The organism is Variovorax sp. W2I14 (assembly GCF_050435205.1).
GTDB classification, from domain to species: domain Bacteria; phylum Pseudomonadota; class Gammaproteobacteria; order Burkholderiales; family Burkholderiaceae_C; genus Variovorax; species Variovorax paradoxus_C.
Genome location: NZ_JBNDJX010000001.1, coordinates 6,354,731 through 6,378,249 on the forward strand (window position 1 = coordinate 6,354,731; position 23,519 = coordinate 6,378,249).

Consider the following 23,519-nt stretch of genomic DNA (forward strand, 5'->3'; position numbering starts at 1 on the left):
TGGGCGAGGGCAAGAACCGATGACAACACTGAGACAAGGCTCGCGCGGGGCCGATGTCCGCAGGCTGCAGGAGGCCCTGAACAGGACGCTGCGGCCGGGGCCCGGGCTCGTGATCGATGGCGACTACGGCCCGTTCACCCGGATGGCCGTGCGCCGGCTGCAGGCTGCGAACTGGCTGGTCGAGGACGGCGAGGCCGGCCCCTGCACGCAGAACCTCGTGTTCGGCCGCGAGGCCCGCGAGCCGATCCTGCATCCCGTCGCGCTGATCCCCCAGCCTGTGCCCGCCCTGTGCTGGGCGGCCGCCACGGCCATGATCACGCGCTCCACGGTGCCGGCGGTGGTCGCGCACACGCCGGGCGAACTGGTCGCCGGGGATGGCGGGCTGCGCGGCTTCGTGGACGCCGACGAAGCGATGACGGCCGATGCGCTCTTCGCATCCGCGCACGGTTTGGTGCTGCAGCGGCCGGCGACGTCCTGGACGGTCTGCGCCATGCGCACCGCGCTGGAGAGCGGGCTGCTGATGTTCGACCTGCGCTGGGGCGTCAAGGGCCATGCGGCCGGCGGCCCGGGGCACATGGTCGTCGTGGCGGGCATTCGCGGGGACGGCGACGCCGGCACCACGCTGCGCATCTTCGATCCCTGGCCGCCGAACAAGGGCGCGCGTTGCTCCGTCAACCATGCGAGCTGGAGCCGGCACACGGCAGGGAACATCTGCCGGGTGTTCCTGCACGCGTAGCTCGGAGCGGCGAAGGGCGCGCCCGGGAGGCGGTGCGACAATCCCGGCGCCATGACAGACACCCTCACGATCACCCGCCCCGACGACTGGCATTTGCATGTGCGCGATGGCGCCGCGCTCGAAGCCGTCGTACCGCACAGCGCGCGCCAGTTCGGCCGCGCGCTGATCATGCCGAACCTGCGCCCCCCCGTGACCACCGCCGCCCAGGCCGTGGCGTACCGCGACCGCATCCTCGCCGCCGTGCCTGAAGGCACCGCCTTCGAACCGGTGATGTCGCTCTATCTCACCGACAAGCTGCCGCCCGAAGAAATCGCCCTCGCCGCCGAAGCCGGTGTGCGCGCGCTCAAGCTCTACCCGGCCGGTGCCACCACCAACAGCGATGCCGGCGTGACCGACATCCGCAAGACCTACAAGACGCTCGAGGCCATGCAGAAGCACGGCCTCCTGCTGCTGGTGCACGGCGAGGTGACCGACCCGGCCATCGACTTGTTCGACCGCGAGGCCGTTTTCGTCGACCGCGTGATGATCCCGCTGCGCCGCGACTTCCCCGAACTCAAGGTGGTGTTCGAGCACCTGACCACCAAAGAGGGCGCCCACTACGTGCGCGATGCCGACCGCTTCACGGCCGCCACCATCACCGCGCACCACCTGCTCTACAACCGCAACGCCATCTTCACCGGCGGCATCCGCCCGCACTACTACTGCCTGCCGGTGCTCAAGCGCGAGACGCACCGCGTCGCGCTGGTCGAAGCGGCTGCAAGCGGCAGCGATCGTTTCTTCCTCGGCACCGACAGCGCGCCGCACCCCGCGCACCTGAAGGAGCACGCGCTCGGTTGCGCCGGCTGCTACACCGCGCTGACCGCGATCGAGCTGTACGCTGAAGCCTTCGACAGCGTGAACGCGCTCGACAAGCTGGAAGGCTTTGCAAGCTTCCACGGCCCCGACTTCTACGGCCTGCCGCGGCACACCGACACCGTCACTTTGAAGCGCGAGAGCTGGACCGTGCCGGAGACGGTGCCTTACGGCGAAGCCACGCTCAAGCCTTTGCGCGGCGGCGAAACCATCAACTGGAAACTCGTATGACACCGACGCTGCGCGTGATGCTCCTGATCGATGCCGACAACGTCTCGGCCGACGTGATCGAGCAGGCCGTGCAGCGCACGATGGACGAGTATGGCGCCGTCCACGTGCGCCGCGCGTACTGCAACGCCGAGATGGCGGTGAATCGGCAGGCGCTCTTCAAGCAGTTGTCGGTGCGGCCGATGGTGAATCTCTCGGCCGGCAAGAACAGCACCGACATCGCGCTCGCGGTCGATGCGATCGACCTCGTGATCGCCGAGCGGCCCGACGTGGTGGTGCTGGTGTCCTCGGACTCCGACTTCGCGCCGCTCGTGAGCCGGCTGCGCGAAAAGGGCTGCCGCGTCTGCGGCATCGGCCAGCAAGGCAAGACGGGCGACGAGACGGTCGGCATCTACGACACCTTCATCGATCTCGCGCACCATAGCGTGAAGCCCGCGGCCCGCACCGCTGCGGCGAAGAAGGTCGCGGCGAAGGTGCCTGCCGCGAAGACCACGCGCGCAAAGAGCGCGACAACGCCTGCCAAGAAGACTGCGACCAGGACGGCCGCCAGGAAGACGACGCGGGCCGCCGCGCCTCCGCCCCAGCCCACGCCGCAGCCGGTCTCCGAAGCCGCCGAGTTCATCCTGGAGGCCGCGCCGGCCCTGCGCAGCGGCAAGGACGTGCCGCTCAACGACGTGGCGAAAGCCCTGCGCACCGCGGGCCTCCTCAGCAAGAGCGGCAGCTCGCTCAAGCTGTTCGACAAGCTGACGGCGGAATTCGCGGTGATGCAGCACCCCGACCGCATCCGCTGGACGGGCGCCCCCGCGTTCTGATTCGATGCTGCCGCCGGTCGACTGGGCGCAGCCCTGGTTTGCGCCCTATCGCGCCAGTGGCGAAGCGGTTACGCAGGCAAGCGATGCATCGGTCGCCTCGGCGCTGCAGGCGATCAAGCCGCCCTCGGCGCCCGACTTCGTGCACCAGGACAGCCTGCCTGCCGGCCAGGCCTACGAAGCGCACATCTTCCAGACCCGCACCGTGCCGACCCGCGACAACCTGCACGACTTCTTCAACGGCCTGGTCTGGCTCGCGTTTCCCGAAACCAAGCGCCGCCTGAACGAACTGCAGGCCGCCGAAATCGCCCGCGCCGGTGTCGGCGCCACCCGTGGCCCGTTGCGCGACGCGCTCACGCTGTTCGATGAGAACGGCGCGGTGCTCGATGCACCGGCCGCGTTGTGGGACGCGCTGGTGGCGCGCGACTGGCAGGCGCTTTTCGTGACGCAGCGCGCCCTGTGGTCGGAGGCGCGCCTGCTCGTATTCGGCCATGCGCTTCTTGAGAAACTGATCGCGCCCCGCAAGGCCGCGACGGCGCATGTGTTGCTGCCGGATGCGACGCGTTCGAACGCCCTCGACGACGCCGCACTGGCCCGTCGCCTTGGCCCGGAATGGCTCGCGCAAAAGCCCTTCGTGCCGCTTCCCGTGCTGGGCGTACCGGGATGGTGCGCCGCCAATGCGTCGCCCGAGTACTACGACGATCCGAAGGTCTTCCGCCCCCGTCCGTAGAACTTTTGCTCCTATCATTGCTCTACCCGCAGCCGCCATGCCGGGGCCGCGTCAGTATCCCAACAACAAAGAAGCGCCCGCATCACCGCATGGCTTGAAGAGGGCCCGCCGGCCCTCATCTGAGCGGCAGTTCCCCCACGGAGAATTCAACTTGAAACGTATCCTTCTGTTCGTTTTGACCAACGTGATGGTCGTCGCAGTGCTCGGCATCGTCGCGAGCCTGCTCGGCGTCAACCGCTTCCTCACGGCCAACGGGCTGAACCTGACGGCGCTCTTGGGCTTCGCGCTCATCATGGGCTTCGGCGGCGCGTTCATCTCGCTGCTCATCAGCAAGCCGATGGCCAAGTGGACCGCCGGCCTGCGCATGATCGACAACCCCCAGTCGCCCGACGAGGCCTGGATCGTCGCCACCGTGCGCAAGTTCGCCGACAAGGCCGGCGTCGGCATGCCCGAGGTCGCGATCTTCGAGGGCGAGCCCAATGCCTTCGCCACCGGCGCCTTCAAGAATTCGTCGCTCGTGGCCGTGTCCACCGGCCTCCTGCAGAACATGACGCGCGAAGAAGTCGAGGCCGTCATCGGCCACGAAGTGGCCCACATCGCCAACGGCGACATGGTCACGATGACGCTGATCCAGGGCGTGATGAACACCTTCGTCGTGTTCCTCTCGCGCGTGATCGGCTACGCGGTCGACAGCTTCCTGCGCCGCGGCGACGACCGCTCCTCGGGCCCCGGCATCGGCTACTACGTGAGCACCATCGTGCTGGACATCGTGCTCGGCTTCGCCGCCGCGATGGTGGTGGCCTGGTTCTCGCGCCAGCGCGAGTTCCGCGCCGACGCCGGCGCCGCCGCGCTCATGGGCCAGAAGCAGCCGATGATGAACGCGCTCGCGCGCCTGGGCGGCCTGCCCGCCGGCGAACTGCCCAAGGCGGTGGAAGCCATGGGCATCACCGGCAGCATCGGCAAGCTGTTCGCGACGCACCCGCCGATCGAAGAGCGCATTGCCGCGCTGCAGAACGCGCGCTGAGCCGAACGGCAAGACAAATGGAAAAGGGGCTGGTCGATCGACCAGCCCCTTTTCTTTTGCGAGACCGTGTGTCGATCGATCAGAGATCGAGTGCCGCGATGGCTTGCAGGCCCTGCTTGATGTTGTTGCGCGCGGCACCTTCCACCGACATGCGCAGGCGAGTGGTGCCCACGAGCGAATCGAACGCGCCACCGGTGTAGGTCGACTTGATGACCTGGCGCATCGCCACTGATTTGTCGGAGATCTTGATGAGTGTCCAGCCGGCTTCCATGTCGACCGTGAACGCTGCGCCGAATGTGGGTTTGGTCAACTTTGCGATCGAGACCGACAACTCGTATTCCCCGCTCTTGCCTTGGACAACCTCCTTGAACAAGGCCGTCTGCGTGACCGATTTCTCGATGGCTGCGCGCAGGTCATCGTTGGAGATATCCGCGCTCCACAGGGGGTTCGTTTCATTGCCGCCGCCGGTCTTGACCGAGAGCGAATACGGCAGCTTCTTGCTCGAAGCGATGCTGCTGGCCGTCATCGCATCGCGATTGGCCGGCGAGGCGCAACCTGCAAGGACGATGACAACGGCGAGAACTGCCAGCGCACCGGCGCGGCGAAAGGCTTGATGGATCATTTCTGTTTTTCCGATTCTTTGAAGATATTGCCAACCACTTCGTCGACCATTTCGGGCGGCGAGAGACGCGTGAGCGAGGTGTGGAACGAATTGCCGCTGGCCAGCGGGAAGTCGGACTTGGGGTCGCGCACGATGACCGTCAGTTCGATGAGGTACATGGTGATGTCCCACATCCACTTGTCGACATAGGTGACGACAGCGTCGACTTTTTCAGGGGCTTTGGCGTCCTCCGACACCTCGTACCCGCGTTTGCGCAGATTGCCCGCGACCAGCTTCTGGATCGTGCCGTCCTCGCCCTCGGTTTTCCTGACCTGCACGACGCGCAGCTTGTCGAGATTGGCTGAGGGGTCGACGGTGGCGGTCGCGCGGTTGATCGCGCAGCCGCTCGCGAGCACCGAAATGGCCACGGCTGCGAGCAGCAGCCTGATGTGTTTTTTCAAATTGGTTCCTCCTCACCCGAAATGGGCCGGGGGAATGTAGCTTGAATGTCTAAATATGTTTCCTGGCGTATCAGGATTTAGCGCAAAACTGGTAAAACTTGCTGGCGCAGCAGGACCAACTGCTGCCCAAGCATGTGGCCTTCACCGATCGCGCACGCCGGCAATGCCGCGTGGGCGACGACGGCACGGTTGACCGTTTTTTCAGCTGCGAAGGCTGCGCAGATGACACTGCCACATACCGCGTGCTCGCCGCGTCGGCGGCCGGCATGCTGCCGGAAATCGAGGCCCGCCTGGTAGCAGGTGAGGCGGGGCCGAACGTTTCGTCGTGCGGTGTGTTCTCCGCCTGAGGGCGTCGCGCGCCCCGTGCGTCAGTCCGCTGCCGGCTCTGACTCGGACTCGGCCACAGGCGCCGCGGGAGCCGGCGCCTGCCGCTCGGCCCGCGCGCGCTCCAGCGTGCGCGTCACCTCGCCCGGCTTCATGCCGTACATGTCGGCGAACTCCTGCTCGCTGCGGCCGCTGGCCTCGAAGGCGCGCAGCAGCGCTTCGCGCTTGGCGGCCTGCTGGGCGAGTTCGGCCAGTGCCTCATCGACCACCGCGTTGTTGTTCGCGTCGCGCGAGCGCACGAGCACGGCATAGGCTTCGCGGTCCAGGCCGGAGGCTTCGATCGCCTTGGCGATGCGCGCCACGAGCTGCGGGCGCAGGTCTTCGCCGGGGTTGCGGTGCATGCGGCGGCGGTGCAGTTCGAGGATGGCGTGGTGCACGTGTTCGGGCGCGACCGGATCGAGCGCGTTGCCGTCGAGGTCATGGCGCGCGAGGCCCGCGGCCACGGCTTCGAGGTAGCGCGTGGAGCGTGCGTGCTGGCCCATCGCGATCTTCAGGTCTTCGGCCTTGAAGTCTTCGGGATGGCGCGCGATCAGTTCCTCGTACACGCCGAGCTTGAGCGGCACGAAGCGTGCGCCGAAGAGCTGCGGGTAGAGCTCGAACAGGCGCTCGAGCACCGGGTTGACCTTGCGCGGCGCGCGCTGCGGTTGTGCCTGTGCTTGCGCTTGCGGCTTCCGGCCCTGCTGCTGCCGGGGCTGCTGTCCCTGCCCTTGCGGACGCGGCTTCCTGTCGCGCGGTGGCCGCTGTTCTTGCTGCTGGCGCGGCTGCTGTTCGGCTGACGCTTGCGCGTCGGAGCTCGCGGGGGCGCCGTCGCTTGCGCCCGTCTTCAGCTGTTGCAGCTGCTCGGCCAGGTCCTGGCGCGGGCGCCGTGCGTTGCGCGCGTTCGTGTTCGGGGCGGCGGTGGATGCGTCGGTCATACGTGGGATCGGCGGTGGGCGCGATGGGATGGAAAGAGGAACAACAGGAAGCCGGTTGCGCGCATTCAACGCGGTCGGAACATCCTGAACATATTGTCGGCGCTGATCTCGAAATAATCGGCCGGACCGCCGCCGCGCAGGATGGGCTGTGCCGCCGCGGTGTCGTAGATGCCGTCCTTCAGCAGGTGGCGCGCGATATGCACGCCTACCACTTCGCCGAGCACGAGCCAGGTCTGCACCGGCACGCCATCGACGCCTTCGAGCTGGATCAGTTGCGTGAGACGGCACTCGAAGGACACGGGGCTCTCGGCCACGCGCGGCACGGCGATCTGCTTCGAAGCCACCGGCGTGAGGCCCGCGAGCTCGAACTCGTTCACTTCGGGCGGCACCATCGCGCACGACTGGTTCATCCGCTCGGCCAGCGGGCGCGTGGCGAGGTTCCAGCCGAACTCGCGCGTCTGGCGGATGTTGTGCAGGCTGTCCTTCGCGCCGATGCTCGCGAAGCCGACGATCGGCGGCGTGTAGTTGAAGGCGTTGAAAAAACTGTAGGGCGCGAGGTTGAGCACGCCGTTCTCGTCCTGCGACGAGATCCAGCCGATGGGGCGCGGGCCGACCATCGCATTGAACGGATCGTGCGGCAGGCCGTGGCCCTTGGCGGGCTCGTAGTAGTGGAAATCGTCGTTGCTGGACATCATGGCTTTCAATGGCTCAGGGCCGAGGTGCGCGCGGCCGTGCGGCCGATCAGCAGCCGGAACGGCAGCAGCATCAGCACGCCTACGCCGAGCTTCACCGCAAGGTCGCCCGCCGCCCAGGTGAGCCAGGGACCGTCGGTGCCCGCGAAGGCGATGCCCCAGAAGACGATGCTGTCGAGCACCGCCGCGATCACGGTCGCCACCAGCGGCGCGCGCCACCAGAGGCCGCGGCGCAGGCGGTCGAACACGCGAATGTCGAGCAGCTGCGAGGCGATGAAGGCCAAGCCCGAGGCGAGCGCAATGCGCACCGGCGCGAGCAGCAGCGAGGCCACGATGGCGACCGCGAAGCCGACCCACGCCACGCGGCGCGCCATGCCGGGGCCGAAGCGCCGGTTGACGAGATCGCTCACGAGGTACGCCACGGGGTAGGTGAAGGCGCCCCAGGTGAGCCAGTCATTGAGCGCGAACTGCACCAGGATGTTGGAGGCCAGCACCACCGCGGCCATGGCCAGCGTGGCAATGGCGAACTGGCCGGCGGTGGGGCGTGCGAAAGACGTGGTCTGCATCAGACGTTCGCCGTGCGTTCGCGTTCGGCCGCGGCGAGCACATTGCGCGCCACCGCTTCGGCCACCTTGATGCCGTCCACGCCCGCCGAGAGAATGCCGCCCGCGTAGCTCGCGCCTTCGCCCGCGGGGTAGAGGCCGCGCACATTGAGGCTCTGGAAGTCGTCGCCGCGCGTGATGCGGATCGGCGACGAGGTGCGCGTCTCGACGCCGGTGAGCACCGCGTCGTGCGTATCGAAGCCCTTGATCTTGCGGCCGAAGGCGGGGAAGGCCTCGCGCATCGCCTCGATGGCGTAGGCGGGCAGGGCCTCGCGCAGGTCGGTCGGCGTCACGCCCGGCTTGTACGAAGGCGTCACGCTGCCGAGTGCGGTCGACGGTTTGCCGGCCACGAAGTCGCCGACGAGCTGGCCCGGTGCGTGGTAGTTGCTGCCGCCGAGCAGGTAGGCGTTCGATTCGAGATCGCGCTGCAGCGCGATGCCCGCGAGCGCATCGCCGGGGAAGTCCTTCGGATCGATGCCCACCACGATGCCCGCATTCGCGTTGCGTTCGTTGCGCGAGTACTGGCTCATGCCGTTGGTGACCACGCGGCCCGGCTCGCTGGTGGCCGCGACCACCGTGCCGCCCGGGCACATGCAGAAGCTGTAGACCGAGCGGCCATTGCTCGCGTGATGCACCAGCTTGTAGTCGGCCGCGCCGAGCAGCGGATGGCCTGCGTGGCGGCCCCAGCGCGCACGGTCGATGAGCCCCTGCGGATGCTCGACGCGAAAGCCGATCGAGAAGGGCTTGGCCTCGATGTGAACGCCGCGTTCGTGCAGCATCGCGAAGGTGTCGCGCGAGCTGTGGCCGAGCGCCATCACGACGTGGTCGGCGCGCAGTTCGCTCGACTGGCCGGTGGTCTGGTCGAGCACCGTGAGGCCGCGAAGCTGGCCGTCTTCGATCTGCACATCGGTCACGCGCTGCTCGAAGCGAATTTCGCCGCCGAGCGCGACGATCTGTTCGCGGATGTTCTCCACCACCTTCACCAGCTTGAAGGTGCCGATGTGCGGATGCGCGACGTAAAGGATTTCGGGCGGCGCGCCGGCCTTCACGAACTCTTCCATCACCTTGCGGCCGAGGAAGCGCGGGTCCTTGATCTGGCTGTAGAGCTTGCCGTCGGAGAACGTGCCCGCGCCGCCTTCGCCGAACTGCACGTTCGACTCGGGGTTGAGCACGCTCTTGCGCCACAGGCCCCAGGTGTCGCGGGTGCGCTGGCGCACGGTCTTGCCGCGTTCGAGCACGATGGGTTTGAAGCCCATCTTCGCGAGCATCAGCGCCGCGAAGATGCCGCAGGGGCCGAAGCCGATCACCACGGGGCGGCTCGTGCCTTCGGGCGCGTCGGCCGGCGGCGTGTAGCGCATGTCGGGCGCGGGCTGGATGTGCGGATGGCCGGCGTGCTTCGCGAGCAACGCGGCTTCGAGCTTCGCGTCGGCCAGCTGCACGTCGCAGATGTAGACCGTGAGCAGGTCCACCTTGCGCGCATCGAAGCTGCGCTTGAAGACAGTGTGCGAGGCGATCGCTTCGAGCGGGACGTCGAGGGTCCGGGCGATCAGGGTGACCAGCGCTTCAGGCGCGTGGTCGAGCGGGAGTTTGAGTTCGGAGATTCTCAGCATGGCGGTGGCTTGTGGTTATCAAGCAGACCGCGGATTTTACGCGCCGGGGCGCTATGAAAGGGATAGCTGGCGGATGACCGGTGTTCAGGCCGGCAGGAAACCCTCGACAGAGAGATAACGCTCCCCCGTGTCGTAGTTGAACCCCAGTACCACCGCATCGGGCGCCAGCGACGGCAGCTTCTGCGCGATGGCCGCGAGCGTCGCGCCTGACGAGATGCCCACGAGGATGCCTTCTTCCTGCGCGCACCGGCGGGCCATTTCGCGGGCCGGCTCCGCATCGACCTGCAGCACGCCGTCGAGCAGCGAGGTGTCGAGGTTCTTCGGGATGAAGCCCGCGCCGATGCCCTGGATCGGGTGCGGCGACGGCGCGCCGCCCGAAATGACGGGCGAAGCCACCGGCTCCACCGCGAACACCTGCAGCTTCGGCCACTTCTTCTTGAGCACTTTCGCCACGCCGGTGATGTGGCCGCCCGTGCCCACGCCGGTGATGATCACGTCGATGCCATCGGGAAAGTCGGCTGCGATTTCCTCGGCCGTGGTGCGCACATGCACCTCGACATTGGCGGGGTTGTTGAACTGCTGCGGCATCCACGCGCCCGGCGTGCCGGCCACGATTTCCTCGGCGCGGGCGATGGAGGCCTTCATGCCGCCGGCGCGCGGCGTGAGGTCGAAGGTGGCGCCGTAGGCCAGCATGAGGCGGCGGCGCTCAATCGACATGCTGTCGGGCATCACCAAAATCAGCTTGTAGCCCTTGACCGCCGCCACCATCGCGAGGCCGATGCCGGTGTTGCCCGAGGTCGGTTCGACGATGGTGCCGCCGGGCTTGAGCGCGCCGCTTTTCTCGGCGTCTTCCACCATCGAGAGCGCGATGCGGTCCTTGATCGAGCCGCCGGGGTTGGCGCGCTCCGACTTGATCCACACCTGTTGCTTCGCATTGCCGAACAGGCGATTGATGCGGATGTGCGGCGTGTTGCCGATGGTCTGGAGGATGTTCTGGGCCTTCATGGAATGAATCTCCTTGGATGCGGTTGTTCAGCGGACAGCGCGCATTGTGAGACCAGCCCGTGACCGCTTCAGCGCGAGGGTGTTGCAGCCGGCAACAGCCGGCCTTGCACCAAGAGCGCGATCGTCCGAAACGCCAGGAATCCGATGATCGCGTTGGCCGCCGTGAAGGCCACCGGCGCGACCCATTCGACCGGCCCGGTGGCGCCGGCTGCGACCAGGCGCATCGCCAGGGTCGGGAGCGCCGCCACGCCGAAGGTGAAGGCCCAGTACGACGGCGTGAAGGGCTGCCTGGCGATCCACGGCAAGAGGCGCAGGAGCAGCAGCGCCTGGAACAGGCCATAGCCGAGCAGCACCTGTGCGAACAGGTCGGGCGCGCCGTGGTTCAGGCTCATGTACGTGACGCCCCCCACCACCGGCGGCGCGAGCTGGATGCCCAGCGTGGGGCGCAACGCCTCGGACAGCGGTGCGTGCGTCGCCGCGCGGCCGAGGATCAGCGATTCGATGGCCAGCCACGAGAAGAGCCCCGCGCCGAAGAACCACATGCCCAATTGCGGCCAGCCGAATGCGGCTGCGGCCGTGCCGGCCACGAAGTTCTGTCCGACAGCCGGCAGGTAGAAGGCCGGCGTGACGAGTTCGGATGCGAGCCCGCCCTGCCATGTGCGCCCGTAGAGCCAGAGGCCGAGAGCGAGCGACGCCACGACCGACACAACGAACACGGCCAGCGCCAGCCCGCGCGCGTAGGGCAGCAGCGCCATCGCCGCGAGCATGCTGGCCAGCGGGACCAGCGACGCGAACGACGACTGCACCGGGTGGTTCATCTCGGCGCGTGCGGCGTCGCCGTGGCGCAGCCACTTGTGGGCGTAGAGCGCCAGCAACGCGAGCCACACCGCGAGGCTGCTCCATGTCGCGACATGGGCGATGTCCTGCGGCAGATGCCAGAGCGGCACCGCGACACGCCAGGCGTTGCCCAGCGCCAGCGCACCGACGGCAATGCCGAAATAGGAAACGGGGATGGGGGCACGCTCGGAAGTCATTCGGTTCACCTGGGGGAAGGATCGTTGGATGAATTCTGGGCGCTGAGGGTAAGATTTTGAATGCTCTTGAGCCTCTAAAAATTTGCTCCATCGTCTCAAATGAACACGCATGCCGACCCCCTGAGCGAACTCGTCGACTGGCTCGGCCTGCGCGGGCGCATGGACCTGCATTGCCTGTTCGGCGAGGACTGGGCGGCGCCGCACGAGGCCATCGGCCCGTGGCGCGCGCCCTTTCATATCGTGCTGCGCGGGCGCTGCGAACTCTGGCTGCCCGAGAGCCGCACGCTGGTGCCGCTGGAGGAGGGCAGCCTCGTGATCTTGCCGCGCGGGCCGGCGCATGTGCTGCGCACCGCGGGACTGCAGGGCGAGGGCCGGGCCATCAGGCTGCGGACCGGCGGACTGCTCGATCTCAAGACCAACCTCAGGCGCCCCGAAAAGGCGGACACCGACATCCTCTGCGGCGAGTTCGAATTCCCCGGCCGGCGGCGCAGCGTGCTGCTGGAGGCGCTGCCCGAGCCGATGGTGATCGCTTTCGCCGAACGTCCCGGCTTCGTGTGGCTCGAAGGGCTGGTGCGGCTCATGGCAGAGGAGATCGCGCAGCAGCGCGCCGGCGCCGCGGCGGTCGTGGCGCAACTGTCGGGCACGCTCTTCACGTTGGCGGTGCGCGCGCACCTGGAAACGAGGCCCGAGCTCACCGGCGTGCTGGGCCTCATGGCCAGTCCGCGTCTCGCGCCCGGGCTGCGGGCGATGCTGGCGCAGCCGCAGGAGCCCTGGACCGTGGCATCGCTGGCCGAGCGTTGCCACCTGTCGCGCGCCACCTTCGCGCGCGAATTCACGCGGCGCGTGGGCACCGGGCCGCTCGAATTTCTCACCACGCTGCGCATGGAACTCGCGTCGCGCCTGCTGGCACAAGGCGGGCGCGATACCGCCAGCATCGCCGAGGCGGTCGGCTACCGGTCCGAGGCTGCGTTCAACCGTGCCTTCGCGCGCCACGCAGGCATCACGCCGGGGCGGTTCCGGCGCACGGGTGTCGGCAGAATGGAGTCATGAAACTGGTGTTCATCCATGGGCCTGTCGCCTCCGGCAAGCTCACCATCGCAAGGGAGCTGGGCCGCCTGAGCGGCCTCGCGGTCTTTCACAACCACCTGGTCGTCGATGCCGTCGCGGCGGTATTCCCCTTCGGCAGCGAGCCTTTCATCAGGCTGCGCGAACAGATGTGGCTGGCCATGATGCGCGAGGCCGCAGTGGCGGGGCGCTCGCTGGTCTTCACCTTTGCGCCGGAGCCCTCGGTGGCACCGGACTTTCCACAGCGCGCGGCCCAGACCGTGGCCGGTGCGGGCGGCAGCACGGCCTTCGTGCGGCTGACGCTCTCGCGCGACGCGCAGGAAAAACGCATCGATGCCGCGAGCCGCGCCGAGTTCGGCAAGCTGCGTTCGCTGGCACTGCTGAAGGAACTGCGCACGCAGTTCGAACAGGCGGAGCGGGCGATGCCGCCGGCCGAGCTGACGATCGACACCACCGCCACGCCGCCCGACGAAGCGGCGCGGCAGATTGCGCGCGTGCTTGCGCTGTAGCTGCCGGGCGCGATCCGGCTTCAGGCTGACCCGCTCGGAGGCAACTAGGCCTTGGTGTCTCCGGGCGCAATGATCTCTTGAACAGGGCGCGCGCCACACGGTCGAAATCCAGCTTCGTTCGCCGGGCGATAATCGCCGTGTGAAGCACGCCAGACCGCCGCTGGTGCAAGCCCGAAAGGGGCGACGCCTTAGGGCGCCGCGTCGAAAGACCGCACTGGAGGAACGTCCGGACTGCACAGGACAGCGCAGGAGTTAACGACTCTCCACCGTGAGGTGAGGATCAGAGCAACAGAGACGAGCCGATTCAGTTCGGGTGAAACGGGCAATCTCTGCGCGCAGCAACACCAAGTAGGCCAGTATCGAGGTGGTTCCGCTGAGCTGGCGGGTAGGTGGCATCGAGCCGTTTGGCGACAAACGGCCCAGAGTAATGGCGGTCACGCCGAAGGCTTCGCAAGAGGCCTTCGGTGCACAGAATCCGGCTTATCGGCGGGCTTCACACTTTTCTTCTTTCCCCCGTTTTTCTTTCCCGGTTCGCCGGCGCCCCGGGCGGGCGCGAGCGTGGCCGCTGCACGGATCGGTAGTTACCCGTATAATAGATAGCAAGCTAACTAATATCTATCCGGCGTGACCACCTCCGAGAAAACCCAGACCCGCGAACACGCGCTCATGCACCTTGGCATGTCGCTGTCCACGCTGCAGCGCTCTTACCGTGCCGTGGCCGACAAGGCGGTGGCCCATGTCGGCGTGTCGCAGACGCTGGCCTGGCCCATCGTGATGATCGGCCGCATGGGCGACGGTATGCGCCAGGGCATGCTCGCCTCCGTGCTGGGCATCGAGGGACCGTCGCTGGTGCGCTCGGTCGATCAACTGGTCGATGCGGGCCTCGTGCAACGACTCGAAGACCCGGCCGATCGCCGCGCCAAGACCCTGCACCTCACACCCACCGGCGTGAAGGCATGCGCCACCATCGAAGCCGCATTGAGCGAGATGCGCAACACGCTGTTCGAAGGCGTTGCCGACGACGACATCGCCGCCTGCCTGCGCGTCTTCGCCACGCTCGAAGAGCGCCTGGGCCGCAACGCGCTGGCAACACAGCAGGAAGGCCGCAAGTAAATGACCACGCTCCGCCTGCCGCGCTTCAGCCGCGCGGAGCTCCTGTTTTCCGGCAAGAGCTTCGCCGCCGCGATGCTCGCGATGTACCTTGCCAGCCGCGCCGGCCTGCCGCGGCCGTTCTGGGCGCTCATGACCACCTACATCGTGGCCCATCCGCTGGCCGGCGCGGTGCGCTCCAAGGCGGTGTACCGCTTCCTCGGCACGCTGATCGGCTGCACGGCGACGGTGCTCCTGGTGCCCGCGCTTTCGAATGCGCCCGAGCTGCTGACGCTGGTGCTCGCGCTGTGGGTGGGCTTGTGCCTGTGCATCTCGCTCTTCGACCGCACGCCGCGCTCCTACGTCTTCATGCTCGCGGGCTACACGGCTGCGCTGATTGGCTTTCCGTCGGTGCAGACGCCGCTGGTGCTGTTCGACACCGCCGTGGCGCGCGTCGAGGAGATCGGCCTCGGCATCTTCTGCGCCACGCTGGTCCACAGCCTCGTGCTGCCCATGGGCCTCGCGCCCACCGTGCTCGGCCTGCTCGACCGCACGCTGCAGGACGCGCGCAAGTGGCTCGGCGACCTGCTGCAGCCGACCGGCCGCAAGAGCAGCAGCGATGCCGATCCCAAGCGCCTCGATGCCGACCGCCGCCGCCTCGCGGGCGACATCACGCAACTGCGCCTGCTCTCCACCCATGTGCCCTTCGACACCACGCACCTGCGCTGGACGGCCGGCGCGATCCGCACGATGCAGGATCGCGTCGCCGCGCTCACGCCCGCGCTCTCGGCTGTCGAAGACCGACTGCTCGCGCTTGAGGAGGCCGAAGGCGCGCTCGCACCCGACGTGGCCGCGGCGCTCGCGCAGGCCGCGCAATGGCTGCGCGCGGAAGCCGAACCCGCGAGCGACGACACCTCGCGCACCGAGCGCCTGCAAGCCCTGCGCAACGCCATCGCCGCACTGAGCGCCACACCGCAAGCCGACACCGGCGCGCAACAACCCACCGCCTGGGGCCGCGCCCTGCGCATCGGCCTCGCCGGCCGCCTCGAAGAACTCGTCGACGGCTGGACCGCGTGCGCCCAACTGCGCCTGGACATCGACGAAGGCCTCAAGGGCGCCGCCCCCTTGCGCCGCACCGCCGCACTCGGCAACCGCGCGCTGCACCGCGACTACGGCATGGCGCTGCTCTCCGCACTCGCGGCCGTCATCGCCATCTGCCTGTGCGGCGCGTTCTGGATCCTCACCGGCTGGACCATGGGCTCGGTCGCCACCATGATGGCCGCCGTCTTCTGCTGTTTTTTCGCGACCATGGACGACCCGGTGCCGGCGATCCACGGCTTCCTGAAATGGACGCTGTGGTCCGTTCCGATCTCCGCCGTCTACGTGCTGGTGCTCATGCCCACGGTGCAGGACTTCGGCATGCTGGTCGCGATCTGCGCGCCACTCTTCCTGCTGCTCGGCCTCTACCTGCCGCGGCCGACGCACTTCATGCCCGCGATGGCGATGATCTTCGGCGTGGCCGGCACGCTCGCGATGCACGACACCGCCAGCGCCGACCTCGTGAGCTTCATCAACAGCATGATCGGCCAGATCGTCGGCGTGCTGGTCGCGGCCCGCGTCACGCGCCTCGTGCGCTCGGTGGGCGCCGACTGGAGCGCACGCCGCATCCAGCGCGCGACCTGGCGCGAGCTCGGCGAGATGGCCGCTTCATCGCAACCGCAGTACGCGCAGGGCGACGCCTACGCGGTGCGCATGCTCGACCGCATCGGCCTGCTCGCGCCGCGCATCGCGCAGGCCGGCGGCACCATCGAAGGCGTGGCCGCCAACGACGCGCTGCGCGACCTGCGCATGGGCGCCGACATCGCCGTGCTGCAGCGCGTGCGCGCGCAGTTGCCGCTGGCCACTTCGGCCGCGCTGCTGGGCGGCATCTCGCGCTTCTTCCGCCAGCGCGGCGAAGGCCGCATGACGCCGCGGCCGCAAGGCCTGCTGCCGCAGATCGACGACGCGCTCCATGCGGTGCTCGCCGCGCGCGACACCTCTTCGGCATCGCGCGCGGCCGTTACCGCGCTGGTCGGCCTGCGCCGCAACCTGTTCCCCGATGCGCCGCCTTCGCTGGCAGCAGTCCCTCCCGCAGTTCTTCAAGGAGCTTCCACATGATCGGCGAAGCCAGTTTCTACGGCCTCTACCTGCCATGGCTCATGGTGCTCGCCGCTGGTGCGCTGCTCGCGCTCTGGGGCGTGCGGCGCCTGCTTGCGGCCACCGGCCTCTACCGCTGGGTGTGGCACCCGGCGCTGTTCGACATGGCGCTCTACCTGCTGCTGCTCTACGCACTGAGCCGCCTCACCTCACACCTTCAATGACGAAGAGATTCCCATGACAGCCAGTTCTTCTTCTGCAGACAACTCCCGGATACAGCGCCTGCTGCGCGTCCTTCTTACCGTGGCCGTGGTGGCCGCGGCCGTCTGGGCCGGCTTCCGGCTCTGGGACCACTACGAGCTCGCGCCGTGGACGCGCGACGGCCGCGTGCGCGCCAACGTGGTCCAGATCGCGCCCGACGTGTCGGGCCTCGTCACGGCCGTGCCGATCCAGGACAACCAATCGGTCGCCGCCGGCACGCTGCTCTTCGAGGTGGACCGTGCCCGCTATGACCTCGCCGTGCGCCAGGCGCAGGCCGCTCTGTCGGCGCAACGCGCCGCGAGAGCCCAGGTGCAGCGCGAGAACGCGCGCAATGCGGGTTTGGATGAACTCGTCTCCAAGGAGTCGCGCGAACAGACCCGTTCGCGCCTCGAGCAGATGCAGGCTGCCGTCGCGCAGGCCGAGGTGGCGCTCGACTCCGCGCGCCTCAACCTGCAGCGCGCCCAGGTGCGCGCGCCGGCCGACGGCCTCGTCACCAACCTCGATCTGCGCCAAGGCAGCTACGCCGCGGCGGGCAGGCCGGTGCTCGCGCTGGTCGATGCGCAGTCGTTCTACGTCGAAGGCTATTTCGAGGAAACGAAGCTGCCCCGCATCCACCTGGGCGACCGCGTGCGCGTCACGCCGATGGGCGGCGGCGCGGTGCTCGAAGGCGCGGTCGACAGCGTGGCCGCCGGCATCGCCGACCGCGACCGCTCCACCAGCGCGAACCTGCTGCCCAGCGTGAACCCGACCTTCAACTGGGTGCGTCTCGCGCAGCGCATTCCGGTGCGTGTGAAGCTCGATCCGCTGCCAGAAGGCGCGCGGCTCGTCGCGGGCCAGACGGTGACCGTGCAGGTGCTGGAGCACGGTGCGGCCACTCCGAAGAAGGGATGACGCCATGACCCGCTTCGCTTTTCGCCTGGCCTCGTTGGCGGTTGCTGCCGGGCTCGCCGCATGCGCGGCGGTTGGCCCCGACTACAAGCAGCCCGCCGATGCGCTCGCCAGCCAGCCTGCTGCGGCAAAGCCCTTTGCCGAAGCGCCCGCGAATGCCGCGCCGCTGCCCCCGCACTGGTGGCGCCTGTACCACGACCCGCTGCTCGACAGGCTCGTCACGCAGGCCCTCGCGCACAACACCGATCTGCGCCAGGCCGTCGCGAACCTCGAACGCGAACGCGCCATCGAGTCTGAAGTGGCCGGCGCGCAGCGCCCCACGCTGGGCGTGAACGGCGGCCCGTCGTTCGGCCATGTCTCGGGCCTCTCGCTGCTGCAGAAGGGCTACGAGCCGCCGAGCCGCTTCAACTACAGCGCGGGTGCATCGCTGTCTTACCAGGTCGACCTGTTCGGCCAGATCCGCCGCAGCATCGAAGCAGCCGGCGCCAACACCGAAGCGGCCGCGGCGGCGCTCGATCTCGTGCGCGTGAATGTCGCCGCCGGCACCGCGCGCGCCTACGCCGAAGCCTGCTCGACGGGCCTGCGCCTGCAGATCGCCGAGAAGTCCGTCGCGCTGCAGCAGGACGCGGTGAATGTCACCGACCGCCTGCAGCGCGCCGGCCGCGCCGGCACCATCGACACCAGCCGCGCGCGTGCGCAGCTCGAGCAACTGAACGCCGCGCTGCCGCCACTGAAGGCCGAGCGCCAGGGCGCGCTCTACCGCCTCGCCACGCTGACCGGCGCACTGCCGCAGGACTTCCCGCGCGAGGTGGCCGGCTGCACCGTGCCCCCGCGCGTGGCCGGCACGCTGCCCGTGGGGGATGGCGCGGCCCTGCTGCGCCGCCGTCCCGACATTCGCCAGGCCGAGCGCAGCCTTGCGGCCTCGACCGCGCGCATCGGCGTGGCCACGGCCGATCTCTATCCGAAGGTCACGCTTGGTCTCTCGGCTTCATCGGCCGGCCCGGCTGCCGACTTCGGCCGCAAGGAAACGATGAGCTGGAGCATGGGTCCGCTGATCTCCTGGACGATTCCCAACACCGGCATCGCGCAGGCCCGCATTGCCGAGGCCGAGGCCACCACGCGCGCCGCGCTCGCCAAGTTCGACGGCACCGTGCTCACCGCGCTGCGCGAAACCGAAACCGCGCTCGGCACCTACGCCCGCGAACTCGACCGCCATGCCGCCCTGCAGGCCTCGCGCGACGAAAGCGCGAAGGTCGCGGCGCAGGCACGCCAGCTCTACAAGAACGGCCGCACCGCCTACCTCGACACGCTCGATGCCGAACGGTCCCTCGCTGCAAGCGACGCGGCCCTGGCCGCCAGCGAAGCGCAACTGGCCGACGACCAGGTGGTGCTGTTCATGGCGCTCGGCGGCGGCTGGGAGCCCGATGAATCCAGCGCCGTCGCGCTCGACCTGAACACGCCAGCAACCACGAAGCAATGACGTCGACAGCAACGCCGTCACAACGCCCGCACGCGCCGCTGTGGCTGCTCGCGCTGGTCACCTTCAGCGGCACCCTGGCGATGCACATCTTCGTGCCGGCCTTGCCGATCGCCGCGAAGAATCTCGGCGCCGGCATGGGCGCGATGCAGATGACGGTGAGTCTCTACATCTTGGGCCTCGCCGTCGGGCAGTTGCTGTACGGCCCGATGGCCGACCGCTACGGCCGGCGCCCCGTGCTGCTGTTCGGGCTCGGCCTTTATTCGGCGGCGGGGCTCGTCGCCGCGCTCGCGCCGGACGTGCATGCGCTCATCACGGCGCGGCTGTTCCAGGCCATCGGCGGCTGCGCGGGCCTCGTGCTGGGCCGCAGCATCGTGCGCGACACGGCCGGGCCGCAAGAGGCCACGCGACGCCTCGCGCTGATGAACCTGATGGTCACCGTCGGCCCTAGCATCGCGCCGCTGGTCGGCGGCGCGCTCGCCACCGCGCTCGGATGGCGCTCCATCTTCTACGCGCTCTTCGCGCTCGGCATCGTCGGCCTGCTCTTCACCTGGCGCCTCTTGCCCGAGACCGGCACGCCGGGCACGCAGCTCGATGCGTCGGCGCTCGCGCGCAACTACGGCCAGCTGCTGCGCTCGCCCGCGTTCCTCGGCTTCTCGGTCGGCGGCGGTTGCGCGACCACCTCGATGTACGCCTTCATCGCATCCGCGCCCTTCATCTTCGTGGATCAACTGCACCGACCCGCGCACGAGGCGGGCATCTACCTCGCGATCCTGGTGTCGGGCGTGTGGCTCGGCAGCTTTCTCACTAGCCACCTGATCCAGCGCGTGCGCGTCGACCGCCTCATGATCCGCTCGAACGCGCTCAGCGTGCTCGCGGCCTTCGTGCTGCTGGGCGGCGTGCTGTCGGGGCACCTCTCGGTGCCGCTGGCGGTGGGCACCATGTTCCTCTTCACCGTCGGCGCGGGCATGGCGTCACCGGCCGCGCTGACGCAGGCGATCAGCGTCAATCCGCAGGTGATCGGCTCGGCCTCGGGCCTCTATGGTTCGACGCAGATGGCGGTGGGCGCGCTGTGCACGGCGCTGGCCGGCATGGGCCACCAGAATCCGGCGCTGGCTGCGGCCATCGTGCTGGCCGGAGCGGGCATCGTGGCGCAGTTGTCGTTCGCGGTGGCACTGCGCCACCAGAAGAAGCTCGTGGGCGCAGCCGCGGACTGAAGAACGATGCTCAGCGCGTGAACAGCCAGCCGCCCTTGGGCTGTCGCACCAGTTCATGGCGGCGCACCGATTGCTCCTCGCCGTCGTCGCCCACGTAGACCACGTCGAAGCGCAGCAGCTTGGGCGACACCATCTTCCAGTTCTGTATGCGCTTGACGGTCACGCAGGCCGTCTTGTCGTGGTACTGCATCTGCGACATCGGACCGCCCTGGAAGCCGGTGCCGTCGAACAGCCGCCCCGGCGCCGCGAAGGGGTTGAGCACCGCGCCGTTGCGGTCGGTGATGCAGCCTTCGGTCCGCACGAACGATTCGATGGTCGGCGCCGCGCCGCGAACCACCTTGGCCACAGCCGGGCTTGGCGTCTTGCCGCCGATGACTTCGCGGATGCGCTCGACCTGCTCGCCGGTGATCGGTGCGAGCCCGTCCTTCGACACCACCGCGGGCGGCGGGGCGGGCGGCGCAGTTGCCGCAGCGGGCCCGGGCGCCGGCTGCAGCGAAGCGAAAAAGCTGCAACCTGCCAGCAGTGCCACGGGCACCGTGGAGGCCAATGCAGCGGCCGCGGTTCTGGTTTTTCTGAATGTCATGGCTCGGTCTCCCTGTCGGCGGCCTGAGGCCGCTTGCTGAAAATTTCGGGCCGCAAGCGCGAGGCAGGCGGCGCGTCGTTCTTCTCTTTCTTCTTCTTCGATCTCAAAAGCGTTCGTGCGGCGCCAGGTAGCGCCACTGGCCGGGCTGCAGCCCCGCGAGCGGCACGCGCCCGATGCGGATGCGCCGCATCGCGACGATGGTCAGGCCCATCTGGTCGCACAGGTGCGCGATCTGCCCGGGCCGCGCGCCCTTGAGCGCGAAGCGCAGGCCCGTCTGCTTGCCGTCTTCGGCCTGCCGGCCGATGCTCACGCGCGCTGGCGACCGCTCGAAGCGCATCAATACCTCGGGGCTCACCGTGCCGGCCACGTCGACCATCACCTCGTGTTCGAGGATGCCGGCGTCTTCCTGCAGCTTGCGCTCGATGCGGAACTCCTGCGTATAGGCCACGAGGCCGCTGGCGCCGGTTTCCAGCGGCGTCATGCAGTGCTGGCCCTTCAAGTGCGCGGGCAGGAATTTCTGGCCCGCGCGTTCGGGCTCGTGGTGGTTCGCGGCCACCAGCAGCCTGTGTGCGTTGTCGGTCGGCATGCCGGCCGGCTTGTAGAGCAGCATCGTCACAGGCACCACCGGCTCGGGCTTGGCGCCGGCCGCGATCTCGACCTGCTGATGCGCCTGCACGCGCGACTGCGGCAGCACCGCAGGCACGCCATCGACGCGCACCGCGCCGTTCTCGATCAGCAGTTCGGCCTCGCGCCGCGACACGCCGGCGAGGGCGGCCACGCGCTTGGCGAGGCGGATGCCTTCGTCTTCGGGAGCGTTGTTGTTCTTCATCGGGCGCCCGTCTGTTTTTGTTGTTGCTGCTGCTGCAGATGCTGGATGCGCGCCACATGCGCGGCCAGCGAACGCGCGGCCACCGGCCACATGCGTTCGGGCACGTCGTCGTAGGCGATCGGCAGCCATTGCTCGGGCGTGCCGCCCGGCAGCGCCTGCATGGCCGCCGCGATCTTTGCCTCGCGCTTGAGCCGATGCGCCTTCAGGTGCGCGATGGCGTTGCGTGCAAAGCCGATCACGTAGCCGTGGGCCGGCAGGATGAATTCGACGAGGCCCTCGGCGCAGGCCGCATCGAGCGTGTCGAGCGAGTCGAGGTAGGCCGTCATGTCGCCATCGGGCGGATCGATCACGGTGGTGCTGCCGTTCAGGATGTGGTCGCCCGAGAACAGCAGGCCGTCTTCTTCGAGCACCAGGCACAGGTGGTTGGCCGCGTGGCCGGGGGTGTGGATCACGCGCAGCGTGTGGGTGATGGGCTCGCCCTCGGCGGTGGTGCCCGAGAGCGTGAGGCGCTCGCCGTTGATCAGCGAGCGCTCGGGCGTGAAGCGCGCCGTGGCGCGCGCGGTCGGCGCCGAGGGCAGGCCGAGGATCGGTGGCTTGCTCGACTTGCACAGCGCCTGCAGCGGCGCGGCGCCCGGCGAGTGATCGGCGTGCGAGTGCGTGCAGACGATCATGCGGATGTCGCCGTGCGTGATGCGCCAGAGGCGGCCGATGTGGTCGAAGTCGTTCGGGCCCGGGTCGATCACCAGGTAGCCGGTGGCGGCATCGCCCACGATGTAGGTGTTGGTGCCCGGGCCGGTCATGGCGCTCGGGTTGGGCGCGGTGAGGCGCTGCACATTCTTCAAGAGCGCGACCGGTTGCTCGCTCTGCCAGTCGAGCGCATGCACGAGCTGGCCGTCGGGGCAGACCAGCGCGAGCTCGCCGTAGGGCGAATCGCTTTCCATGTAGCGCACGTCCTCGCCCTTGAGGAGACCTGCGCGCGGGCAGCTGGTCCAGAGCGGTGCCTCGCCATTGCCGTTGGGCGCGCAGGCCGCGAGCACCGCATCGACCGTCGCATAGGCCGCCATGCGCTGCAGCGTGCGCACGGTCGGGAAGATCATGAAGAAGTTGCCCGCCGCGTGGCGCGCGAGCGCATCGGCGGGGCGCACCCAGCAGGGCTCGAACTGCTCGCTCTCGTCGGCCGTGGGCACCTGGCCCTCGGGCATGCGCGCGACGAGAAAGGGCACGTCGAAGCGCTTGGGCAGGTCGCGGTCGGTGATCCAGTGCGCGAAGGTGAACACCTGGTCCGACGCCAGCACCAGCCCGCGCGCGGCGCACTGGTCGGCGAAAGCGGTGCCCGCGGTGTCGCCGCGGTCCATGGCGGCGATGTCTTCGGCGCTGACCGGTCGGCCGTCGGCGTGGTGTGCGAGCAGCACGCCCAGTTCTTCAAAAGCCTCGCGAATGGCCGCGATGGCCTGGGTGCGCTGGACGCGGCTCTGGGTGGGACGGCGGGTGGCGATGCGCTTGGCGGCTTCGTCGGCCGCGTCGATGTGGCCGCCGGGAAAAACATAGGCGCCCGGCGCAAAGCTCGCAGTGGCCGAGCGGCGGGTCATCAGCACCTCGATGCCGGCGGGCGTGTCGCGCAGCAGCAGCACGGTGGCGGCGGCGCGCACGGGCGCGGGCTCGCGTGCGGGGTGAATCAGTTGGGAGAAGCGGACCATGGGGTGATTATCGGGAGCAGGTGCGATGCGCGTGTGGCTCGGTGCATAAGCTCATGTGCCAACGGGCATGAGCCGCGCGCCACAAT

General features: G+C 68.7%; 25 protein-coding genes and 1 other RNA gene. 15 read left to right on the forward strand and 11 right to left on the reverse strand.

Annotated elements, in window-relative coordinates; all coding sequences use genetic code 11:
- Positions 1 to 19 precede the first annotated feature (19 nt).
- The 5 genes from QF040_RS29650 to htpX all read left to right on the forward strand — a co-directional run bounded on the left by QF040_RS29650 (position 20) and on the right by htpX (position 4,379).
- Positions 20 to 736, forward strand: coding sequence for a peptidoglycan-binding protein (locus tag QF040_RS29650; RefSeq protein ID WP_429613933.1), 717 nt, complete (start codon positions 20 to 22; stop codon positions 734 to 736).
- Positions 737 to 787: 51 nt separating this feature from the next.
- On the forward strand, positions 788 to 1,819 hold the full coding sequence (gene pyrC / locus QF040_RS29655) for a dihydroorotase (RefSeq protein WP_429613934.1): 1,032 nt from the start codon (positions 788 to 790) through the stop codon (positions 1,817 to 1,819).
- Positions 1,816 to 2,628, forward strand: coding sequence for an NYN domain-containing protein (locus tag QF040_RS29660; protein ID WP_429613935.1), 813 nt, complete (start codon positions 1,816 to 1,818; stop codon positions 2,626 to 2,628). The genes pyrC and QF040_RS29660 overlap by 4 nt, the downstream gene beginning before the upstream one ends.
- 4 nt (positions 2,629 to 2,632) lie before the next feature.
- Positions 2,633 to 3,355 carry a DUF3025 domain-containing protein gene (locus QF040_RS29665; protein ID WP_429613936.1) on the forward strand — a complete coding sequence of 241 codons (723 nt, stop codon included), beginning with the start codon at positions 2,633 to 2,635 and terminating at the stop codon, positions 3,353 to 3,355.
- A gap of 151 nt (positions 3,356 to 3,506) precedes the next feature.
- The gene (gene htpX, locus QF040_RS29670) at positions 3,507 to 4,379 is read left to right on the forward strand and encodes a protease HtpX (protein ID WP_013539363.1); all 873 of its coding nucleotides are present in this window, start codon (positions 3,507 to 3,509) and stop codon (positions 4,377 to 4,379) included.
- 79 nt (positions 4,380 to 4,458) lie between these two features.
- Here the strand turns inward: htpX and QF040_RS29675 are convergent, their stop codons facing one another.
- Complete coding sequence (locus QF040_RS29675; RefSeq protein ID WP_429613937.1) at positions 4,459 to 5,001, reverse strand: hypothetical protein; 543 nt, start codon at positions 4,999 to 5,001, stop codon at positions 4,459 to 4,461.
- Positions 4,998 to 5,441 (reverse strand): hypothetical protein, encoded by a 444-nt coding sequence (locus QF040_RS29680; RefSeq protein WP_429613938.1) that lies wholly within the window; start codon positions 5,439 to 5,441, stop codon positions 4,998 to 5,000. The genes QF040_RS29675 and QF040_RS29680 overlap by 4 nt, the downstream gene beginning before the upstream one ends.
- Before the next feature lie 98 nt (positions 5,442 to 5,539).
- Between QF040_RS29680 and QF040_RS29685 the strand changes: the two genes are divergently transcribed.
- On the forward strand, positions 5,540 to 5,788 hold the full coding sequence (locus QF040_RS29685) for a hypothetical protein (RefSeq protein ID WP_429613939.1): 249 nt from the start codon (positions 5,540 to 5,542) through the stop codon (positions 5,786 to 5,788).
- Positions 5,789 to 5,809: 21 nt separating this feature from the next.
- On the opposite strand, the gene QF040_RS29690 is transcribed toward QF040_RS29685, so the two are convergent.
- From QF040_RS29690 to tehA, 6 genes are all read right to left on the reverse strand, one after another.
- Positions 5,810 to 6,739: a ProQ/FinO family protein gene (locus QF040_RS29690; RefSeq protein WP_429613940.1), complete on the reverse strand. Its 930-nt coding sequence runs from the start codon at positions 6,737 to 6,739 to the stop codon at positions 5,810 to 5,812.
- A gap of 65 nt (positions 6,740 to 6,804) precedes the next feature.
- Positions 6,805 to 7,434 carry a flavin reductase family protein gene (locus QF040_RS29695; RefSeq protein ID WP_429613941.1) on the reverse strand — a complete coding sequence of 210 codons (630 nt, stop codon included), beginning with the start codon at positions 7,432 to 7,434 and terminating at the stop codon, positions 6,805 to 6,807.
- A gap of 5 nt (positions 7,435 to 7,439) precedes the next feature.
- Positions 7,440 to 7,997 (reverse strand): VUT family protein, encoded by a 558-nt coding sequence (locus QF040_RS29700; RefSeq protein ID WP_429613942.1) that lies wholly within the window; start codon positions 7,995 to 7,997, stop codon positions 7,440 to 7,442.
- Positions 7,997 to 9,643: an NAD(P)/FAD-dependent oxidoreductase gene (locus QF040_RS29705; protein WP_307687494.1), complete on the reverse strand. Its 1,647-nt coding sequence runs from the start codon at positions 9,641 to 9,643 to the stop codon at positions 7,997 to 7,999. The genes QF040_RS29700 and QF040_RS29705 overlap by 1 nt, the downstream gene beginning before the upstream one ends.
- Before the next feature lie 84 nt (positions 9,644 to 9,727).
- Entirely contained in the window at positions 9,728 to 10,648 is a 921-nt protein-coding gene (cysK, locus tag QF040_RS29710; protein ID WP_307510640.1) for a cysteine synthase A, read from the reverse strand.
- 68 nt (positions 10,649 to 10,716) lie between these two features.
- Positions 10,717 to 11,682: a dicarboxylate transporter/tellurite-resistance protein TehA gene (gene tehA / locus QF040_RS29715; protein WP_429613943.1), complete on the reverse strand. Its 966-nt coding sequence runs from the start codon at positions 11,680 to 11,682 to the stop codon at positions 10,717 to 10,719.
- Between the two features lie 99 nt (positions 11,683 to 11,781).
- Here tehA and QF040_RS29720 point away from each other — a divergent pair, with 99 nt between their 5' ends.
- The 9 genes from QF040_RS29720 to QF040_RS29760 all read left to right on the forward strand — a co-directional run bounded on the left by QF040_RS29720 (position 11,782) and on the right by QF040_RS29760 (position 20,324).
- Positions 11,782 to 12,732, forward strand: a complete 951-nt coding sequence (locus tag QF040_RS29720; protein WP_429613944.1) for a cupin domain-containing protein — start codon at positions 11,782 to 11,784, stop codon at positions 12,730 to 12,732.
- Positions 12,729 to 13,256: a shikimate kinase gene (locus QF040_RS29725; protein WP_429613945.1), complete on the forward strand. Its 528-nt coding sequence runs from the start codon at positions 12,729 to 12,731 to the stop codon at positions 13,254 to 13,256. The genes QF040_RS29720 and QF040_RS29725 overlap by 4 nt, the downstream gene beginning before the upstream one ends.
- Positions 13,257 to 13,397: 141 nt before the next feature.
- Positions 13,398 to 13,755: RNase P RNA component class A (gene rnpB, locus QF040_RS29730), an RNA gene on the forward strand.
- Positions 13,756 to 13,922: 167 nt separating this feature from the next.
- Positions 13,923 to 14,369, forward strand: a complete 447-nt coding sequence (locus QF040_RS29735; RefSeq protein ID WP_429614713.1) for a MarR family winged helix-turn-helix transcriptional regulator — start codon at positions 13,923 to 13,925, stop codon at positions 14,367 to 14,369.
- Positions 14,370 to 16,502, forward strand: coding sequence for an FUSC family protein (locus QF040_RS29740; protein ID WP_429613946.1), 2,133 nt, complete (start codon positions 14,370 to 14,372; stop codon positions 16,500 to 16,502).
- A complete protein-coding gene (locus tag QF040_RS29745) occupies positions 16,499 to 16,705 on the forward strand; it encodes a DUF1656 domain-containing protein (RefSeq protein ID WP_013539373.1) in 207 nt (68 codons plus the stop codon). Before QF040_RS29740 ends, QF040_RS29745 begins: the two co-directional genes overlap by 4 nt.
- 13 nt (positions 16,706 to 16,718) lie before the next feature.
- On the forward strand, positions 16,719 to 17,633 hold the full coding sequence (locus tag QF040_RS29750) for an efflux RND transporter periplasmic adaptor subunit (protein ID WP_429613947.1): 915 nt from the start codon (positions 16,719 to 16,721) through the stop codon (positions 17,631 to 17,633).
- Positions 17,634 to 17,637: 4 nt separating this feature from the next.
- Positions 17,638 to 19,110: an efflux transporter outer membrane subunit gene (locus tag QF040_RS29755; RefSeq protein ID WP_429613948.1), complete on the forward strand. Its 1,473-nt coding sequence runs from the start codon at positions 17,638 to 17,640 to the stop codon at positions 19,108 to 19,110.
- On the forward strand, positions 19,107 to 20,324 hold the full coding sequence (locus QF040_RS29760; protein ID WP_429613949.1) for a multidrug effflux MFS transporter: 1,218 nt from the start codon (positions 19,107 to 19,109) through the stop codon (positions 20,322 to 20,324). The genes QF040_RS29755 and QF040_RS29760 overlap by 4 nt, the downstream gene beginning before the upstream one ends.
- A gap of 10 nt (positions 20,325 to 20,334) precedes the next feature.
- Here QF040_RS29760 and QF040_RS29765 read toward each other — a convergent pair whose 3' ends face one another.
- From QF040_RS29765 to QF040_RS29775, 3 genes are all read right to left on the reverse strand, one after another.
- Positions 20,335 to 20,907: a hypothetical protein gene (locus tag QF040_RS29765; RefSeq protein WP_429613950.1), complete on the reverse strand. Its 573-nt coding sequence runs from the start codon at positions 20,905 to 20,907 to the stop codon at positions 20,335 to 20,337.
- A gap of 103 nt (positions 20,908 to 21,010) precedes the next feature.
- Entirely contained in the window at positions 21,011 to 21,736 is a 726-nt protein-coding gene (locus QF040_RS29770) for an RNA pseudouridine synthase (protein WP_429613951.1), read from the reverse strand.
- On the reverse strand, positions 21,733 to 23,433 hold the full coding sequence (locus tag QF040_RS29775) for an MBL fold metallo-hydrolase (protein WP_429613952.1): 1,701 nt from the start codon (positions 23,431 to 23,433) through the stop codon (positions 21,733 to 21,735). Before QF040_RS29775 ends, QF040_RS29770 begins: the two co-directional genes overlap by 4 nt.
- Positions 23,434 to 23,519 lie beyond the last annotated feature (86 nt).

Coding starts and splice junctions, on each gene's coding strand:
- QF040_RS29725 (WP_429613945.1), top strand. CDS start 12,729: ATGAAACTGGTGTTCATCCATGGGCCTGTCGCCTCCGGCAAGCTCACC.
- QF040_RS29740 (WP_429613946.1), top strand. CDS start 14,370: ATGACCACGCTCCGCCTGCCGCGCTTCAGCCGCGCGGAGCTCCTGTTT.
- QF040_RS29720 (WP_429613944.1), top strand. CDS start 11,782: ATGAACACGCATGCCGACCCCCTGAGCGAACTCGTCGACTGGCTCGGC.
- QF040_RS29705 (WP_307687494.1), bottom strand. CDS start 9,643: ATGCTGAGAATCTCCGAACTCAAACTCCCGCTCGACCACGCGCCTGAA.
- QF040_RS29750 (WP_429613947.1), top strand. CDS start 16,719: ATGACAGCCAGTTCTTCTTCTGCAGACAACTCCCGGATACAGCGCCTG.
- QF040_RS29695 (WP_429613941.1), bottom strand. CDS start 7,434: ATGATGTCCAGCAACGACGATTTCCACTACTACGAGCCCGCCAAGGGC.
- QF040_RS29700 (WP_429613942.1), bottom strand. CDS start 7,997: ATGCAGACCACGTCTTTCGCACGCCCCACCGCCGGCCAGTTCGCCATT.
- QF040_RS29760 (WP_429613949.1), top strand. CDS start 19,107: ATGACGTCGACAGCAACGCCGTCACAACGCCCGCACGCGCCGCTGTGG.
- QF040_RS29735 (WP_429614713.1), top strand. CDS start 13,923: ATGCACCTTGGCATGTCGCTGTCCACGCTGCAGCGCTCTTACCGTGCC.
- cysK (WP_307510640.1), bottom strand. CDS start 10,648: ATGAAGGCCCAGAACATCCTCCAGACCATCGGCAACACGCCGCACATC.
- pyrC (WP_429613934.1), top strand. CDS start 788: ATGACAGACACCCTCACGATCACCCGCCCCGACGACTGGCATTTGCAT.
- QF040_RS29675 (WP_429613937.1), bottom strand. CDS start 5,001: ATGATCCATCAAGCCTTTCGCCGCGCCGGTGCGCTGGCAGTTCTCGCC.
- tehA (WP_429613943.1), bottom strand. CDS start 11,682: ATGACTTCCGAGCGTGCCCCCATCCCCGTTTCCTATTTCGGCATTGCC.
- QF040_RS29770 (WP_429613951.1), bottom strand. CDS start 21,736: ATGAAGAACAACAACGCTCCCGAAGACGAAGGCATCCGCCTCGCCAAG.
- QF040_RS29665 (WP_429613936.1), top strand. CDS start 2,633: ATGCTGCCGCCGGTCGACTGGGCGCAGCCCTGGTTTGCGCCCTATCGC.
- QF040_RS29650 (WP_429613933.1), top strand. CDS start 20: ATGACAACACTGAGACAAGGCTCGCGCGGGGCCGATGTCCGCAGGCTG.
- QF040_RS29660 (WP_429613935.1), top strand. CDS start 1,816: ATGACACCGACGCTGCGCGTGATGCTCCTGATCGATGCCGACAACGTC.
- QF040_RS29775 (WP_429613952.1), bottom strand. CDS start 23,433: ATGGTCCGCTTCTCCCAACTGATTCACCCCGCACGCGAGCCCGCGCCC.
- QF040_RS29765 (WP_429613950.1), bottom strand. CDS start 20,907: ATGACATTCAGAAAAACCAGAACCGCGGCCGCTGCATTGGCCTCCACG.
- QF040_RS29745 (WP_013539373.1), top strand. CDS start 16,499: ATGATCGGCGAAGCCAGTTTCTACGGCCTCTACCTGCCATGGCTCATG.
- QF040_RS29755 (WP_429613948.1), top strand. CDS start 17,638: ATGACCCGCTTCGCTTTTCGCCTGGCCTCGTTGGCGGTTGCTGCCGGG.
- QF040_RS29690 (WP_429613940.1), bottom strand. CDS start 6,739: ATGACCGACGCATCCACCGCCGCCCCGAACACGAACGCGCGCAACGCA.